Below are 16,271 nucleotides of genomic sequence, written 5' to 3'. Positions count from 1 at the left end.
CCTGCTGTCGCACAGTCTCGCCGGTGCGATCCACCGCAACCCTCCCGACTGCAATCCGATCTCTCCCGAGGCCGAATTCGATGAACCGCCCGCTCCGTTCCCCTGCGCTTCGTTCCCTCGCGCTGGTTGCCGCCATCGCCGCTTCGCTGCCGGTCGCCTGCACCGCGCAGCCGCCCGCCACGCCGATCGCGCCGCCGCCCGCGGCGACGCCGGCCGCGCCGCTGGTCAGCGGTCTGCCGGACTTCACCAACCTGGTCCAGCGGGTCGGGCCGGCCGTGGTCAACATCCAGGCCGAAGTGGCGCCGCAGCGCAACGTGCGCGGCGCGCCGGACGACGAACAGATCCCAGAGATCTTCCGCCGCTTCTTCGGTGACGACATGCCCTTCCCGGGCGGTCCCGGTGGTCCGCGCGGCCCGCGTGGCGGCGGCACCTCGATGGGCAGCGGCTTCCTGATGTCGGCCGATGGCTACGTGATGACCAACCACCATGTCGTGGAAGGCGCCGACACGGTCACGGTCAAGCTGTCCGACCGTCGCGAGTTCACCGCCAAGGTGATCGGCAGCGACGAGCAGTCCGACGTCGCGCTGCTGAAGATCGACGCCAAGGGCCTGCCGTTCCTGCGCATGGCCAATGCCAACTCGACCAAGGCCGGCCAGTGGGTGATCGCGATCGGTTCGCCGTTCGGCCTGGATCACTCGGTCACCGCCGGCATTGTCAGCGCGGTCGGCCGCAGCAATCCGTACGCCAACCAGCGCTACGTGCCCTTCATCCAGACCGACGTCGCCATCAACCAGGGCAACTCCGGTGGCCCGCTGCTCAACACCAGCGGTGAAGTGGTCGGCATCAATTCGCAGATCTTCAGCAACTCCGGCGGCTACATGGGCGTGAGCTTCGCCATCCCGATCGATGTCGCGATGGGCGCGGCCGAGCAGTTGCGCGCGACCGGCAAGGTCAGCCGCGGCCAGCTCGGCGTGCAGGTGCAGCAGATCACCAGCGAGTCGGCCAAGGGCCTGGGCCTGCCCGACAGTCGCGGCGCCCTGATCGCCGACGTGCTGCCCGGCAGCCCGGCCGAGAAGGCCGGCATCGAGCGTGGCGACGTGATCCGTGCCGTCGATGGCCGCGACATCAACGAATCCAGCGACCTGCCGCCGATCATCGGTTCGATGGCGCCCGGCACCAAGGCCAGGGTCAGCGTGTTCCGCAACGGCCGCAACGTCGACCTGTCGGTCGTGGTCAACGAGCTCGACGCCACCGTGGCCGGCGGCTCCGGTGCGCCGCGGCCGTCAGTTGGCGGCGGCGAGTCGCGCCCGTCGGCGGGCAATACCCTGGGCCTGGTCGGCCAGGACCTGAGCAGCAGCGATCGCCAGCGCCTTGGCCTGCGCGGCAACGAAGGCGTGCTGGTGCGAAACCCCGGCGACGCCGCGGCCGAGGCCGGGCTGCGCCCGGGTGACGTGGTGCTGTCGGTGGGGCGCAATTCGGTCGCCAGTGCCTCGGCGCTGGACCGCGAGCTGGCTTCGGTCAAGCCGGGCCAGACGGTGATGCTGCTGGTGCGCCGCCAGGGCGGTACCCAGTTCATTGCCGTGACCGCCGACGCCGCCGCCAAGGCGGGCTGAGCCGGCCTGACCTGCGCTTGTCCTGCCAGATCCCGCGCGCCTGCCGCCCGGCCGGCGCGTCTGGGGAGGGCAGGACCGGCGCAAGCGGGGCGTATGCGATAATCGCGCGTTGATTTTCCAGGAACCGGCTAGCCTCGCGCGGCCCCGCATGCAGCAGATCAGAAACTTTTCCATCATTGCCCACGTCGACCACGGCAAATCGACCCTGGCCGACCGCATCATCCAGCTCTGTGGCGGCCTCGAAGCCCGCGAGATGGAAGCGCAGGTCCTGGACTCCAATCCGATCGAGCGCGAGCGCGGCATCACGATCAAGGCGCAGTCCGTGTCCCTGCCGTACAAGGCCAAGGACGGGCTGACCTATTTCCTGAACTTCATCGACACCCCCGGCCACGTCGACTTCAGCTATGAAGTCAGCCGCTCGCTGGCCGCCTGCGAAGGCGCGCTGCTGGTGGTCGACGCCGCCCAGGGCGTGGAAGCGCAGTCGGTCGCCAACTGCTACACCGCGGTGGAGCAGGGCCTGGAAGTGGTGCCGGTGCTCAACAAGATCGATCTGCCCACGGCCGACATCGAGCGCGCCAAGGCCGAGATCGAGGCGGTAATCGGCATCGACGCCGAGGACGCCGTGGCGATCAGCGCCAAGACCGGCCTGAACGTCGTCGACGTGCTCGAGGCGATCGTCCACCGCATCCCGCCGCCGAAGCCGCGCGACACCGACAAGCTGCAGGCGCTGATCATCGACTCGTGGTTCGATAACTACCTGGGCGTGGTCTCGCTGGTGCGCGTGATGCAGGGCGAGATCAAGCCCGGCGACAAGCTGCTGGTCATGTCGACCGGCCGCACCCACCAGGTCGACAAGGTCGGCGTGTTCACCCCCAAGCGCAAGGACCTGCCCAAGCTGGGCGCCGGCGAGGTGGGCTGGATCCATGCCGCAATCAAGGACGTGCACGGCGCGCCGGTCGGCGACACGCTGACCTCGGCGGCCGACCCGGCAAGCAAGCCGCTGCCGGGCTTCCAGGAAATGCAGCCGCGCGTGTTCGCGGGTCTGTTCCCGGTCGACGCCGAGGACTACCCGGACCTGCGAGAAGCGCTCGACAAGCTGCGCCTCAACGACGCCGCGCTGCGCTTCGAGCCGGAAAGCTCCGAGGCGATGGGCTTCGGTTTCCGCTGCGGCTTCCTCGGCATGCTGCACATGGAGATCGTGCAGGAGCGCCTGGAGCGCGAGTACAACCTCAACCTCATCAGCACCGCGCCGACGGTGGTCTACGAGGTGCTCAAGACCGACGGCTCGATCGTGTCGATGGACAACCCGGCCAAGCTGCCGCCGGTGAACATGATCGAAGAGGTCCGCGAGCCGATCATCCGCGCCAACATCCTCACGCCGCCGGACTACGTCGGCAACGTGATCACGCTGTGCGAAGAGAAGCGCGGCGTGCAGATCGGCATCCAGTACATGGGCGGCCAGGTGCAGATCAGCTACGAGCTGCCGATGGCCGAAGTCGTGCTCGACTTCTTCGACCGGCTCAAGTCGGTCAGCCGCGGCTACGCCTCGCTGGACTACCACTTCCTGCGTTTCCAGGCCGGCCCGTTCGTGCGCGTGGACACGCTGATCAACGGTGACAAGGTCGACGCGCTGTCGATCATCACCCACCGCAGCCATGCCGACCGCCGCGGTCGCGACCTGTGCGAGCGGATGAAGGAACTGATCCCGCGGCAGATGTTCGACGTCGCCATCCAGGCCGCCGTCGGTTCGCAGATCATCGCCCGCTCGACGGTCAAGGCCATGCGCAAGAACGTCCTGGCCAAGTGCTACGGCGGCGATATCAGCCGCAAGAAGAAGCTCCTCGAGAAACAGAAAGAGGGCAAGAAGCGCATGAAGCAGGTCGGCCGCGTCGAGATCCCGCAGGAGGCCTTCCTCGCCGTGCTGCAGGTCGACAACAAGTAATGCCGCGGCAGTTCGCATCGCAGCAGGGCGTCGCCGCCGCCGGGCAGCTGTACGCAAACGGCCACGCCAGCCGCCTCATGCTGCCCATGACGAACAGCAGATCCCTCGCTATGCTCGGGATGAGAGGTTGCCGGGGGGCGACCCCTCGCCAGTCCATGCTTTTCCGCTCGTCCAATCCCGATTACCCATTTCCGGCTCTCCCGAGGAGCACGCATGCGTTGGTTTGAAATCATCCTGGTCGTCCTGACCCTGTTCACCGGCCTGGTCTGGCTCCTCGACAAGCTTTGGCTGGCCAAGCGCCGTGCCGCGCGCGAGGGCCTGCTCGACGACGGCAAGGAACCGGTCGTCATCGACTACTCCAAGGCGTTCTTCCCGGTGCTGGCGGTGGTGCTGATCCTGCGCAGCTTTGTCGCAGAGCCCTTCCGCATTCCGTCCAACTCGATGATGCCGACCCTGCTGACCGGCGATTTCATCCTGGTCAACAAGTTCACCTACGGCCTGCGGCTGCCGATCAACAACCACAAGTTCATCGCCCTGGGCGAGCCGGTGCGTGGCGACGTGGTCGTGTTCCGCCCGCCGCACCACCCCGACCAGGACTGGATCAAGCGCGTGGTCGGCCTGCCGGGCGACCGCGTCGGCTACCACGACAACCAGGTCACCGTGAACGGGCAGGTGCTGAGCTACGCACCGGTCGGCGTCTACCAGGGCGTCGGCAACGGCACCGAGATGACCGGGGCCGAGGAACTGCGCGAGAACCTGCTCGGCCGCGAGCACAACGTCCTGGAGCGCACCAACCTGCCGTTCCTCGACCAGGGCGAGGGCGACTGGGTCGTTCCGCCGGGTCACTATTTCGTGATGGGCGACAACCGCGACAACAGCGAGGACAGCCGATACTGGGGCTTCCTGCCGGAGCAGAACCTGCGCGGCAAGGCGTTCCTGATCTGGATGAACTTCGACGGCGGCATCGACCGTTCACGCATCGGCAGTCGGATCAAGTAATACTTGTCGCGCAATACTGCGCTGGCAACACCGCCCGGGCCGTCGAAGGGGACTGCGACGACCCGGGGTGACAACACCAAAACCTGGGGATCGTTCAAATGAAGCGTACGCAGAGCGGCATGACCCTGATCGGGTTCGTCATCGTGCTGGCGGTGGCCGGCGTGTTCATCTACATGGGCATGAAGCTCGTTCCGATGTACTCGGAGTACTTCGCCGTGAAGGAAGCACTCAAGGAGCTGTCGAAGGAGGCGGGCATCGCCCAGAAGGACCCGTCCTCGATCAAGGACCTGTTCTTCCGCCGCCTGTACATCAGCTACGCCGAGAACGTGAAGCCGGAAAACGTCAAGATCGCCCGCAAGGACGCCGGTTACACGATGACGGTCGACTACGAAGTGCGTCGCCCGCTGATCGCCAACATCGACGTCGTCGGCCATTTCACGGCCGATCAGCTGCTCAGCCGCACCGCGCTGGATGAATGACCGGATCGGCTACCGCTTCAACACCCAGGGCCTGCTCGACCAGGCCCTGACCCACCGCAGCGCCGGTGCGCCGCATAACGAGCGGCTGGAATTCCTCGGCGATGCGCTGGTCAACCTGATCGTCGCCGAAGCGCTGTACACGCATTGGCCGCGCGCCGACGAAGGCGCGCTGACCCGCGCCCGCGCCGAGCTGGTGCGCGAGTCGGCCCTGGCGCCGATCGCCCGCGAACTGGAACTCGGCGCCCGCCTGACCCTGGGCCCCGGTGAAATGAAGTCCGGCGGCCATCGCCGCGACTCGATCCTGGCCGACGCCCTGGAAGCGGTGATCGGCGCGATCTACCTCGATTCCGACTTCCAGACCTGCCGCGCCGCGGTCCTGCCGTGGTTCGAGGCGGCCATCGCCGCCCTGCCGCCACCGCACAAGGTCGGCAAGGACGCCAAGACGCGCCTGCAGGAATGGCTGCAGGGGCGGCAGAAGCCGTTGCCGGTGTACGCCCTGCTCAGCGAGAGCGGGGAGGACCACGCCAAGTCATTCGTGGTCACCTGCACCCTCGTCCAGCCGCCCTTGACCACCCAGGGTGAGGCCGGATCCCGCCGCGCCGCCGAGCAGATCGCGGCGGAAGTCGCGCTGGAACGCCTGAAGATCGACGACTGAGCGGGTTCGTCGCCGTACCGCAGGCGAAAACCCGGGGGCCACGCGACAGCAATCGTTTGCCCTGAACCCGCCGCAAGCCGACAATCTCCCCAATGAACACCCCCACGCATCGCGCCGGCCACGTCGCCGTCATCGGCCGTCCCAACGTCGGCAAATCCACCCTGGTCAACGCGCTGGTCGGCGCCAAGGTCAGCATCACCTCCAGCCGCCCCCAGACCACCCGCCACCAGCTGCTCGGCATCGCCACCTTCCCGGAAGGCCAGCTGCTGCTGGTCGACACCCCCGGCATCCATCGCGAACAGAAGCGCGCGATGAACCGCTGGATGAACCGCGCCGCGCGCGGCGCCCTCGAAGGCGTCGATACCGCCCTGCTGGTGGTGCGCGCCGGTCAGTGGGAGGACGACGACGCGCTGGCGTACGACGCCCTGAAGAACGCCGGCGTTCCGGTGGTGCTGGTGGTGAACCAGGTCGACCGCCTCAAGGACAAGACCACGCTGTTGCCCTACCTGGCCAAGGTCAACGAAGGCCGCGATTTCGCCGGCGTGCACCCGATCTCGGCACTCAAGCGCAGCGGCCTGGAAGCACTGGTCAAGACCATCCTCGCGCAGCTGCCGGAACAGGAAGCGCCGTACGGCGAGGACGAGATCACCGACAAGAGCCAGCGCTTCCTCGCCGGCGAAATGGTGCGCGAACAGCTGATGCGCCAGCTCGGCGAAGAACTGCCGTATGCGACGACGGTCGAGATCGAGAAGTTCGAGGTCGACGGCAACCTGCTGCGCATCGGCGCGGTGATCTGGGTCGAGCGCGATGGCCAGAAGGCGATCGTGATCGGCAAGGGCGGCGAGCGCCTGCGCGAGATCGGTTCGCGGTCGCGCCAGCAGATGGAGCGTCTGTTCGGCAGCAAGGTGTTCCTGGAAACCTGGGTTCGCGTGCGCGAAGGCTGGTCCGACGACGAAGCGGCGCTGCGGGCGTTCGGCTATCACGATTAGTGCGCCTGAGTAACGAACCCGCGTTCGTCCTGCACGCGCGACCGTGGCGCGAAACCAGCCTGCTGGTCGAAGTGCTCAGCGCCAATCACGGCCGCATGGGCCTGGTGGCGCGTGGCGTGCAGGGCCCCAAGCGGCAGGTGCTGCGCGCGGCGTTGCAGCCGCTGCAGTCGATCCGCTTCGACGCGGTGCAGGTCGGCGAACTGGCGCGCCTGGTTTCGGCAGAGGCCACTGACGTCGCGCCGCGACTGGGCGGCGAGGCGATGCTCGCCGGCTTCTATCTCAACGAACTGACTTTGCGCCTGGCACCGCGCCAGGATCCTGCGCCGGATCTCTACGACGCCTACGCCCTGGCTCGCGCGCGCATCGGCGCGGGCGACGCACTGGGCTGGACGCTACGCCGGTACGAACGCGATCTGCTCGACGCGCTCGGCTTCGGATTCGACTGGCACCACGACGGCGACGGCGCGCCAATCGACCCCGCCGCGCGCTACCGGCTGGATCCGGAGTACGGACCGCGACGGCTGCTCAGCGATCGCGGTCATGGCGATCGCAGCACGGCCGCCACCGGCCGCGCGCTGCTGGCGCTGGCCGACGACAGCGTGCCCGATCCGGAAGACCAGCAGGGCCTGCGACGGGCGATGCGGGGCGTGCTGTCCCATTACCTGGGATCGCGCGGACTGAAGTCCTGGGAGATGCTGGCCGAACTCGGGCGCGTCACTGCAAAGCGCGAATCACCGGATCCGGCAGGCTCGTCGTAGGAGCGAGCTTGCTCGCGAACGGGCTTGATGCTGCGGCATCGCGAGCAAGCTCGCTCCTACACCTGCAACGAGTCCATGGTTTCGCGAGCGGCCTGGACGAAGGCTTCCCGCAATCCGGGCGATGCAGGTTCCCGATGCAGCGCTTCCACCGCCGAGCCAAGGCGCAATGCGCCGACGAATCCGCAACTGGCGCGCAGCCGATGCAGGTCGGCGCGCATGGCATCGCTGTCGCCACGTGCACCAGCCTCGGTGATCGCCTGCAGTGACTTGGGCAGCTCCTGCGCGAACAACCCGCGCAGCGTGTCGACATGGGTGCGGTTGCCGTTGAGGGCGCGCGCGGCCGCCTCGTAATCCCACAGCGGCAATGGGCCACCATCGGCAACCGCATCGGTGCGCGCCGATCCTGCTGGCAAGCCCAGCAACCGACGCACGGCCGCCTGCACCGTTGCCGCCGGCATCGGCTTGACCAGCACTTCGCCGAACCCGGCCGCGAGCAATGCATCGAGAATGGTCGACTCGTGCGCGGCGGTATGCGCCAGCGCCGGCGTGTGCGGGTGCTTGTCGCGCAGTCGTGCCAGCAGTTCGCTGCCACTGCCGTCGGGCAGGCGGGCATCGATCATCCACAGTGCGTAGCCCTGCGAGGACGCCAGTGCCACCGCGGCGGAAACGCTGTCGGCGGCATCGACCTCGGCCGGGACGGCGGCCAGGGCGGCAGCGAGGAAGCTGCGGCTGATCGGATCATCCTCGACCAGCAATACGCGCGGAGGGGCGGCGCGAGGCGGTGCGGTCCGAGGGGGTTGCTGGTGCGGCGTCATCGCCGGTTCGCGTCCTGTAGGTATGCTGCGCGGATGTCGCGAGCGATATTACGCCTGCTGCTGGTTTGCCTGCTGTCCGTGCCCTTGCTGGCCGCGGGCGTGGCGCACGCGCGCACGGCGCAGGCGCGCATCGCCCGGGTGACGCTGGCGGTGGCGACGATGAGCGACGTGCAGGTCCGCCTGGAATGGCCGGCCGGCTCGCCGAAGGGCGCGCTGGAATTGCGGGCGGGACGGGTCGAAGCACCGGATCTTGGCTACAGCTACAGCAACGTCACCTGGCGCTGCCCGTTGTCGCGCGATCGCGACCGCTGGCGTTGCGAAGGCGACGTCCGCAGCGGGAACAGCCGGCCTTTGCGCCTGGCATTGGACCTCGACCCGGCGCGCATCGACGGTCGCCTCAGCCAGGGCGGCGGAACGCTCGCGATGCAGCGCCTTGCCGCCACGCCCGACCTGACCCGGATCGACCTGACCCGCGTGCCCGTGGCCTGGGCGCAGGCGTTGCTGGCACAGGCCTGGCCGCAGGGCCGGCTCAAGGCCGGCACCGCCACGGGCCGGCTCGACGTGCTCGCGCCGGCGAAGGCACCGCTGCGTGTCAGCGGTCCGCTGAACCTGCAGGGCGTTGCCTTCGACACGGCCGACGGCACCGTTGCCGGCGAGAACATCGGCGCCCAGCTCGATATCGACGGCGAGCTCGCCGCGACCACGCGCGTTGGCATCGAAGGCCAGCTGCACGGCGGCGAGATGCTGTTCGGCAATGCCTACCTGGCGCTGCAGCAGCGCCATGTCGACCTGGCGGTGCAGGCCGAACAGCACGAAGGCGGCGGCTGGGAGCTGCCGAGGCTGGCCTGGAATGATCGGGGCGTCCTGCGCATCGATGCCCGCGCGGCACTCGATCCGCAGATGCAATTGCGCACGCTCGACCTGCGTGCGCACAGCGGCAACCTGGCGCCGTTGCGCGACGGCTACCTCACCGGTTTCCTCGGCATGGCCGGACTGGGTGAGCTGCAACTCGGCGGTGCCGCCGACGGTCGCGTGCGGATCGAACGCGGCGAACTGCGCGAGGCCGATTTCAATCTCGAATCAGTGGTCGTCGATGACCCGCGCGGACGCTTCCGCTTCGACGGACTGGAAGGCGATGTGCGCTATTCCTCCAGTGCAACGCGGGAAAGTGAGCTGCATTGGAGCGGAGGCGCGCTGCATGGCCTGGCATTCGGCGCGGCACGCCTGCCGTTGCGCAGCAGCGACGGCGTACTGCAGCTGACCCAGCCGGTGTCGATGCCGTTGCTGGGCGGACGCGCCGGCTTCGATCACTTCCAGATCAAGCCGCCGGCGGCGGACAAGGGCCTGGAAATACGCTTCGGCCTGGAACTGGAGCAGCTCGATGTCGCCCAGCTTTCCACGGCACTGGGCTGGCCGGCCTTTACCGGCCAGCTCACCGGCCACATCCCCGAGGCGCGCTACGCCGACGATCGCCTGGATTTCGAGGGCGGGCTGGCGATGCAATTGTTCGGCGGCACCGTGCAGGTGTCGTCGCTTGCGATGGAGCGTCCATTCGGCGTCGCACCAACGTTGTCGTCGGACATCGCCTTCGAAGACATCGACCTGGAATCGCTGACCGGCGTACTGGGTTTCGGCGAGATCACCGGCAAGCTCGACGGCCGCATCGCCGACCTGCGCCTGGTCGACTGGCAACCCGTGGCATTCACGTCCTACCTGCAAACCGATGCCGCTGCCGCCAAGGCCGCCGGCGTGCGACAGCGCGTCAGCCAGCGCGCCGTGCAGGACCTGTCGAGCGTCAGTGATGCCTCGTTCGTCAGTGGCCTGCAGGCGCAGCTGATCGGGTTCTTCGACGACTTCGGCTATCGCCAGATCGGCATCGCCTGTCGGCTGGTCGACGAGGTCTGCGAAATGGAAGGGCTGGGTTCAGCCGGCCCGGGATTTATTATCGTCGAAGGTTCCGGCCTGCCGCGCCTGAGCGTGGTCGGTTTCAACCGTCGCGTCGATTGGCCGACGTTGCTCGAGCGCCTGGTCGCGGCCAGCAGCGGCGACGTCAAACCGGTCTTCGAGTAAGGTTAGCCCACGCTCAAAAGGAGAAAAGACATGCGCCGTTGGATGGGGGTACCGGTCGCCGCCGTGATGCTGACTGCCTGCGTCACGATCAACGTCTACTTCCCGGCTGCCGAAGCCAAGGAAGCGGCCAAGGAATTCGTCGAGAAGGTCATCGGCGACGAAGCCCAGCAGCCGCAGCCCAAGCCGCAGGACAAGCCCGGCGGGCAGAGCGCATCGCTGGCTCCGCACCGGTCCGATTCGCTGGCGCTGCGCATCGACTGGCTGTCGATCGTCGGCATCGGAACGGCCCAGGCGCAGGACCAGCCGGACATCAACATCAAGACGCCGGCGATCCAGGCGATCCAGTCGCGCATGGCCTCGCGCTTCGACAGCCAGCTGCGCGCGCATTTCGATTCGGGCGCGCTGGGCTTCGCCAATGACGGCACGATCAGTGTCCGTGACGCGTCCAAGATCCCGCTGCCCGAGCGCGTGGGCGTGAACCAGGCGGTCGCCGAGCAGGGCCGTGACGCCAAGGCCGTCTACCGCGAGATCGCGGTGGCCAACAACCATCCCGAATGGGAGCAGCAGATCCGCGCCGTGTTCGCGCGCCAGTGGATGGACAGCGCACGCTCGGGTTGGTGGGTGCAGGACGCGGGCGGCGGCTGGAAGCAGAAGTAAGAAGCAAAAGAAGCAAAAGCGCCCCTCTTCCGCCCTTCGGGCACCTTCTCCCGCAAGGGGAGAGGTAGCCCTCTCCCCTTGTGGGAGAGGGACAGGCTGCGCAGCAGCCAGGGAGAGGGGCAGGGCGGCGCTATCTGCGACAATAGCCGGCCCCCAGTTTCACGCCAGCCGCTGTGGCCCGCATAGATCAGACCCCCTTCGAAGTACAAATCACCGGACTCACCCACGACGGCCGCGGCGTAGCCCGCCGGCCCGATGGCAAGGCCGTGTTCGTCGCCGGTGCGTTGCCGGGCGAGCGCGTCATGGCCTCGCAGACCGGCCGCCACCGCAGTTTCGATGAAGCCCGCACCGTCGACGTGCTGGAGGCCGCCCCCGAGCGCGTCGAACCGCGCTGCCCGCATTTCGGCACCTGCAGCGGCTGCGCCCTGCAGCACTACGCCGAGGACAAGCAGATCCTCGCCAAGCAGAACGTGCTGATGGAGAACTTCGAGCGCATCGGCCACGTCACGCCCGAGCGCATTCTCGCGCCATTGACTGACGCGTCCTGGGGCTACCGCCGCAAGGGCCGGTTCTCGGTGCGCCGCGTCGAGAAGAAGGACAAGACCCTGGTCGGCTTCCGCGAAACCGATCCGCGTTTCGTCGCCGACCTGCGCGAATGCCACACGGTGATCCCGCAGATCGGCGAAAGCATCGGCGCGCTCGCCGCGCTGGTCGACGGCCTGCAGGCACGCCGCGAGATTCCGCAGATCGAGTTCATTGCCGGCGATCCGACGCCGGAGTTCAGCGGCATCGCATTGACGATCCGCCACCTGGTGCCGCTGACTGATACCGACAAGGACGCCCTCGTCGCCTTCGGCAAGGCGCACGGTTTCGCGATCTTCCTGCAACCGGCCGGCGTCGACAGCGTGCATGCACTGTGGCCGGCCGAACCGAAACTCGCCTTCAGCCTGGAACAGTGGAATCTCGAATTCCTGTTCCGACCGCTCGACTTCATCCAGGTCAACGCCGGCCTCAACGGCAAGATGATCCAGCATGCGATCGACCTGCTGCAGCCGCAGCCGGGCGACCGCGTGCTCGACCTGTTCGCCGGCCTGGGCAACTTCACCCTGCCGCTGGCGCGCCAGGTGCGCGAAGTGGTCGGCGTGGAAGGCGAGGCGGGCCTGGTGCGCCGCGCGCGCGAGAACGCCGCGCACAACGGCATCGCCAACGCCGACTTCCATGCCGCCGACCTGGCCAAGGACCTCAGCGGCGAGTCGTGGATGAAGCAGGGCTTCGACAAGCTGCTGCTCGACCCGCCGCGCTCGGGTGCGGACGTGGTGCTGGCGCAGCTTCCGCTGAAACAGTTCGGGCGCATCGTCTACGTCAGCTGCCATCCGGCTTCGCTGGCGCGCGACGCCGGCTACCTGGTCAACGAGCGCGGCTGGAAACTGCGCGCGGCGGGCGTGATGGACATGTTCCCGCACACCGCGCACGTGGAATCGATCGCGATGTTCGAGCCGGGCTGATCAGGACGTACGGAGACTTCCATGGGTATCGAAATCGAACGCAAGTTCCTGGTCACCGGTGACGGCTGGCGTGCGGCCGCGCGCGAAGTCGTGCCGATGGCGCAGGGTTACATCAACGACCAGGCCGCGATGGACAGCGGCGCGATGAAGGCTTCGGTGCGTGTGCGCATCGCCGGCAAAGAGGCCTTCCTCAACCTCAAGTCGCGCGAACTGGGCCACACCCGCCAGGAGTTCGACTACCCAATTCCGGTCGAGGATGCGCGCGGCCTGCTGGCGCTGTGCGTCGGTGGCCTGGTCGACAAGCGTCGCCACTACGTCGAGCACGAAGGCCACCTGTGGGAGGTCGACGAGTTCCTCGGCGAGAACGCCGGGCTGGTGGTGGCAGAGATCGAGCTGTCATCGGCTGACGAGGCGTTTGCCCGGCCGGAATGGATCGGCGCGGAAGTCACCGAAGCGGTGCGCTATTACAACCTCGCTCTCGCCACGCGGCCTTATTCGCAGTGGAACGAGAGCGAGCGTTCCGGCGCGGTTGCATCGACCCACTGAGTCCCCATGTTGGCACCATGAACAACAAACCCCTGCGCATCGATATCTGGTCCGACGTGGTCTGCCCCTGGTGCTGGATCGGCAAGCAACGCCTGCGCACGGCGCTGGCGCAACTGGGCGAAGCCGGGCAGAACGCCGATATCCACTGGCACGCATTCCAGCTCGACCCCGAGTCCGACGAGACCCCGGTCCCGCTGCGTGAAGCCTACGAGCGCAAGTTCGGTGGCGCACAGCGTACCGAGCAGATCCTCGCGCAGACCCAGGCGGCCGGTCGCGCCGAAGGCCTGCCGTTCGACTTCGACCGCGGCCAGGTGCGGGTCAACACGCTCAAGGCGCATCGACTGGCCTGGTTGGCAGGACAGGAGGGCGACGCCGACAAGGTCGGCGAGGCGCTGTTCCGCGCCCATTTCGCCGAAGGCCGCAACCTGGCCGACACGCAGACGCTGGTCGATGCCGGCGCCGCGGGTGGCCTGTCGGAGCAACGCGTGCGCGCGATGCTCGACTCCGACGAGGGCCTGGCCGAAGTGCGTGCCCAGCTGGGCCAGGCACGCGCGCTGGGAATCCAGGCCGTGCCGACGTTCGTCCTCGATGGCCGCCTGGCGGTGCAGGGCGCGCAGACGCCGGACGTGTTCCGCGAGGCCTTTGCCAAGATCGGCATCGTGCCGGCCGTGGCCGCGTCCGACGCGAGCAAGAAGGACGCCGCCTGCGGACCGGACGGCTGCGCCGTCTGATCGCCTGACCGTTCACAGCTGAATCAGCCAGTTCGCGGGGCTGCCGCGGCCGGCCATCTGCGCGACAATGCGGGGCCGCGCCCCTGGCGTGGCCCCCACTGCCTGGAGTTTTCCGCATGCTCGTGATCGGCGTCGCCGGCACCGAACTTACCGCGCAGGAGCGCGACTGGCTGCAGCACGACGCTTGCGCCGGCGTGATCCTGTTTACCCGCAACTTCGCTTCGCGTGACCAGGTCGCCGAGCTGTCGGCGGCGATCCGCGCCGCGGCCACGCGTCCGCAATTGATCTGCGTCGATCAGGAAGGCGGCCGCGTGCAGCGCTTCCGCGAAGGCTACAGCGCACTGCCGCCGTTGCAGGGTTTCGGCAAGCTCTACGCCGAAGACCGCGAGGCGGCACTGAAACTGGCCGAGGAACACGCCTGGTTGATGGCGACCGAAGTGCAGGCCAGCGGTGTCGACCTGAGCTTCGCGCCGGTGGTCGACCTCGGCCGCGGCAACCTGGCGATCGGCAACCGCGCGTTCTCCGAGGATCCGGCCGTGGTCGCCGAATTCACCCGCGCCTACGTGCGCGGCATGCACGCTGCCGGCATGGCCGCCACGCTCAAGCATTTCCCGGGACACGGCTCGGTGCAGGCAGATACCCATTTCGACGATGCGGTCGACCCGCGTCCGCTCGACGAATTGCGCGCCACCGACCTGGTTCCCTTCGTCGCCGGCATCGAGGCCAAGGCCGACGCGGTGATGATGGCGCACGTGAAGTACCCGGCCGTTGCGCCGGAGCCGGCGGGCTATTCGAAGTTCTGGATCAACGATGTCCTGCGCAGCGAGATGGGCTTTCGCGGCGTCGTCTTCAGCGACGACATCGGCATGAAGGCGGCGTTCTCGGTGGGCGGCGTCAAGGCGCGCATCGACGCCCACTACGATGCCGGTTGCGACGTGGTGCTGGTGTGCCACCCGCAACTGGTCGAGGAATCGCTGGAAGCGGTGAAGGGGCGCACGCTCAACACGATGGCGCTGACCGGCCTGATTGGCCGCGGGGCGATGGGCTGGGACGGCCTGTTGGCCGACAGCCGCTACGGTTCCGCGCGCAGCCGCCTGGAGGGCCTGGCCTGATGAGCACGACTGCTGCCAAGAGCAACGACCTGGCCGCCGCACTGGCCAATTCCGACATGCTGATCGATCGGGCCACGCTCGAACAGGCGATCCGGGACATGGCCGCGCCGATCCGCGCCGACTACGGCGACGACGATGTGCCGGTGTACCTGACGATCATGCACGGCGGCCTGCCGTTCGCCGCGCAGCTGGCGATGGAAGTCGGCGCGCTCGGGCTCGACCTGGAGTTCGACTACCTGCATGCCACGCGCTATCGCGGCGCCACCTCCGGCGGCGAGCTGACCTGGAAGCATCGTCCGGCGACGCCGCTGCGGGGCCGCCGCGTGTTGCTGGCCGACGACATCCTCGACGAGGGCCACACGCTGGCCGCGATCCGCGCCTGGTGCCTGGAGCAGGGCGCCAGCGACGTGCGCATCGCCGCGCTGGCGGTGAAGGTGCACGATCGCTGCGTGCCGGGCCTGCATGCCGACTATGTCGGCGTCGAAGTGCCGGACCGTTACGTCTTCGGCTATGGCATGGACTACCACGAGCAGGGCCGCAACCTGCCGGCGATCTACGCATTGAAGGAAAGCTGATGAGTGGGATCGCACTGGCCGTCATCGGCGGCACGGGCCTGTACAAGCTGGCCGCGCTGAAAGATGTGGAAACGCTGCAGCCGTCGACGCGCTTCGGCGCACCGTCCGGGCCGATCCGGCTCGGCACGCTCGACGGACATCGCGTGGCCTTCCTCGCCCGCCATGGCGAAGGCCATTCGCTGCCGCCGCACAAGATCAACTACCGCGCCAATCTCGCCGCGCTGCAGTCGCTCGGCGCGCAGCGGGTGCTCGCGCTCAATACCGTCGGCGGCATCGGCGATCGGTTCGGGCCGTGCGTGCTGGCGTGTCCGGACCAGTTGATCGATTACACCTGGGGACGGGTGTCAACGATTTGTGAAGAAGAAGGCTCCGAGGTCCTGCATGTCGACTTCGGTGAGCCGTACACGCGCGCGCTGCGGCAGGACGTGATCGCCGCGGCGGCCAAGGCGGGCGTCGATCTGGTCGCCGAGGGTTGCTACGGGGCGACCCAGGGGCCGCGCCTGGAAACCCGTGCCGAGATCGCGCGGATGCGCCGGGACGGCTGCGACCTGGTCGGCATGACGGGCATGCCCGAGGCCGGCCTGGCGCGCGAATTGGGCCTGGATTACGCCTGTTTGGCCATTGTCGCCAACTGGGCGGCGGGGGCCGGTCCGGACCCGGACGAGGTCATCACCCTGCAGGACGTGCTCGACAATGTAGCCGTCGCCTCGGCCGGTTTGCCGGCGCTGCTGGCGGCCCTGCTCGATCGTTCTGGGCGGGGGTGATTGTCAAGCCGGCGTTCAGTTTGCATACTCGACCGGCGCGTGGGCCCGGCTGTCGGACCCT

16 protein-coding genes are annotated in these 16,271 nt (G+C 68.0%); 15 read left to right on the top strand and 1 reads right to left on the bottom strand.

Annotated elements, in window-relative coordinates; genetic code table 11:
- The first annotated feature begins 80 nt into the window (after positions 1–80).
- The 7 genes from AC3A3Q_RS02715 to recO all read left to right on the top strand — a co-directional run bounded on the left by AC3A3Q_RS02715 (position 81) and on the right by recO (position 7,435).
- Positions 81–1,613, top strand: a complete 1,533-nt coding sequence (locus AC3A3Q_RS02715; RefSeq protein WP_487584775.1) for a DegQ family serine endoprotease — start codon at positions 81–83, stop codon at positions 1,611–1,613.
- Between the two features lie 148 nt (positions 1,614–1,761).
- Entirely contained in the window at positions 1,762–3,555 is a 1,794-nt protein-coding gene (gene lepA, locus AC3A3Q_RS02710) for a translation elongation factor 4 (protein WP_386703640.1), read from the top strand.
- Positions 3,556–3,768: 213 nt separating this feature from the next.
- Positions 3,769–4,554: a signal peptidase I gene (gene lepB, locus AC3A3Q_RS02705; protein ID WP_487584774.1), complete on the top strand. Its 786-nt coding sequence runs from the start codon at positions 3,769–3,771 to the stop codon at positions 4,552–4,554.
- A gap of 98 nt (positions 4,555–4,652) precedes the next feature.
- Positions 4,653–5,033, top strand: coding sequence for a DUF4845 domain-containing protein (locus AC3A3Q_RS02700; RefSeq protein ID WP_487584773.1), 381 nt, complete (start codon positions 4,653–4,655; stop codon positions 5,031–5,033).
- The gene (gene rnc / locus AC3A3Q_RS02695) at positions 5,026–5,688 is read left to right on the top strand and encodes a ribonuclease III (RefSeq protein WP_487584772.1); all 663 of its coding nucleotides are present in this window, start codon (positions 5,026–5,028) and stop codon (positions 5,686–5,688) included. Before AC3A3Q_RS02700 ends, rnc begins: the two co-directional genes overlap by 8 nt.
- A 92-nt stretch (positions 5,689–5,780) precedes the next feature.
- Positions 5,781–6,677, top strand: coding sequence for a GTPase Era (era, locus tag AC3A3Q_RS02690; protein ID WP_487584771.1), 897 nt, complete (start codon positions 5,781–5,783; stop codon positions 6,675–6,677).
- Positions 6,677–7,435 carry a DNA repair protein RecO gene (gene recO / locus AC3A3Q_RS02685; protein WP_487584770.1) on the top strand — a complete coding sequence of 253 codons (759 nt, stop codon included), beginning with the start codon at positions 6,677–6,679 and terminating at the stop codon, positions 7,433–7,435. Before era ends, recO begins: the two co-directional genes overlap by 1 nt.
- A gap of 56 nt (positions 7,436–7,491) precedes the next feature.
- On the opposite strand, the gene AC3A3Q_RS02680 is transcribed toward recO, so the two are convergent.
- Positions 7,492–8,250, bottom strand: a complete 759-nt coding sequence (locus AC3A3Q_RS02680) for an Hpt domain-containing protein (protein ID WP_487584769.1) — start codon at positions 8,248–8,250, stop codon at positions 7,492–7,494.
- A 33-nt stretch (positions 8,251–8,283) separates the two neighbouring features.
- Here AC3A3Q_RS02680 and AC3A3Q_RS02675 point away from each other — a divergent pair, with 33 nt between their 5' ends.
- The 8 genes from AC3A3Q_RS02675 to AC3A3Q_RS02640 all read left to right on the top strand — a co-directional run bounded on the left by AC3A3Q_RS02675 (position 8,284) and on the right by AC3A3Q_RS02640 (position 16,210).
- Entirely contained in the window at positions 8,284–10,320 is a 2,037-nt protein-coding gene (locus AC3A3Q_RS02675) for a translocation/assembly module TamB domain-containing protein (RefSeq protein WP_487584768.1), read from the top strand.
- Between the two features lie 30 nt (positions 10,321–10,350).
- Entirely contained in the window at positions 10,351–10,977 is a 627-nt protein-coding gene (locus AC3A3Q_RS02670; RefSeq protein ID WP_487584767.1) for a DUF1318 domain-containing protein, read from the top strand.
- A 173-nt stretch (positions 10,978–11,150) separates the two neighbouring features.
- Positions 11,151–12,482 carry a 23S rRNA (uracil(1939)-C(5))-methyltransferase RlmD gene (gene rlmD / locus AC3A3Q_RS02665; protein ID WP_487584766.1) on the top strand — a complete coding sequence of 444 codons (1,332 nt, stop codon included), beginning with the start codon at positions 11,151–11,153 and terminating at the stop codon, positions 12,480–12,482.
- Positions 12,483–12,503: 21 nt separating this feature from the next.
- Complete coding sequence (locus AC3A3Q_RS02660; RefSeq protein WP_487584765.1) at positions 12,504–13,028, top strand: CYTH domain-containing protein; 525 nt, start codon at positions 12,504–12,506, stop codon at positions 13,026–13,028.
- Positions 13,029–13,060: 32 nt separating this feature from the next.
- Positions 13,061–13,759, top strand: a complete 699-nt coding sequence (locus AC3A3Q_RS02655) for a DsbA family oxidoreductase (protein ID WP_487584915.1) — start codon at positions 13,061–13,063, stop codon at positions 13,757–13,759.
- Between the two features lie 116 nt (positions 13,760–13,875).
- A complete protein-coding gene (gene nagZ / locus AC3A3Q_RS02650) occupies positions 13,876–14,871 on the top strand; it encodes a beta-N-acetylhexosaminidase (RefSeq protein ID WP_487584764.1) in 996 nt (331 codons plus the stop codon).
- On the top strand, positions 14,871–15,446 hold the full coding sequence (locus tag AC3A3Q_RS02645) for a hypoxanthine-guanine phosphoribosyltransferase (RefSeq protein ID WP_487584763.1): 576 nt from the start codon (positions 14,871–14,873) through the stop codon (positions 15,444–15,446). Before nagZ ends, AC3A3Q_RS02645 begins: the two co-directional genes overlap by 1 nt.
- Entirely contained in the window at positions 15,446–16,210 is a 765-nt protein-coding gene (locus tag AC3A3Q_RS02640; protein ID WP_487584762.1) for an S-methyl-5'-thioinosine phosphorylase, read from the top strand. The genes AC3A3Q_RS02645 and AC3A3Q_RS02640 overlap by 1 nt, the downstream gene beginning before the upstream one ends.
- The last annotated feature ends 61 nt before the right edge of the window (positions 16,211–16,271 follow it).

Source organism: Lysobacter sp. Soil_C_59, from assembly GCF_057656415.1.
This window is presented reverse-complemented; position numbering and strand designations above follow the sequence as displayed.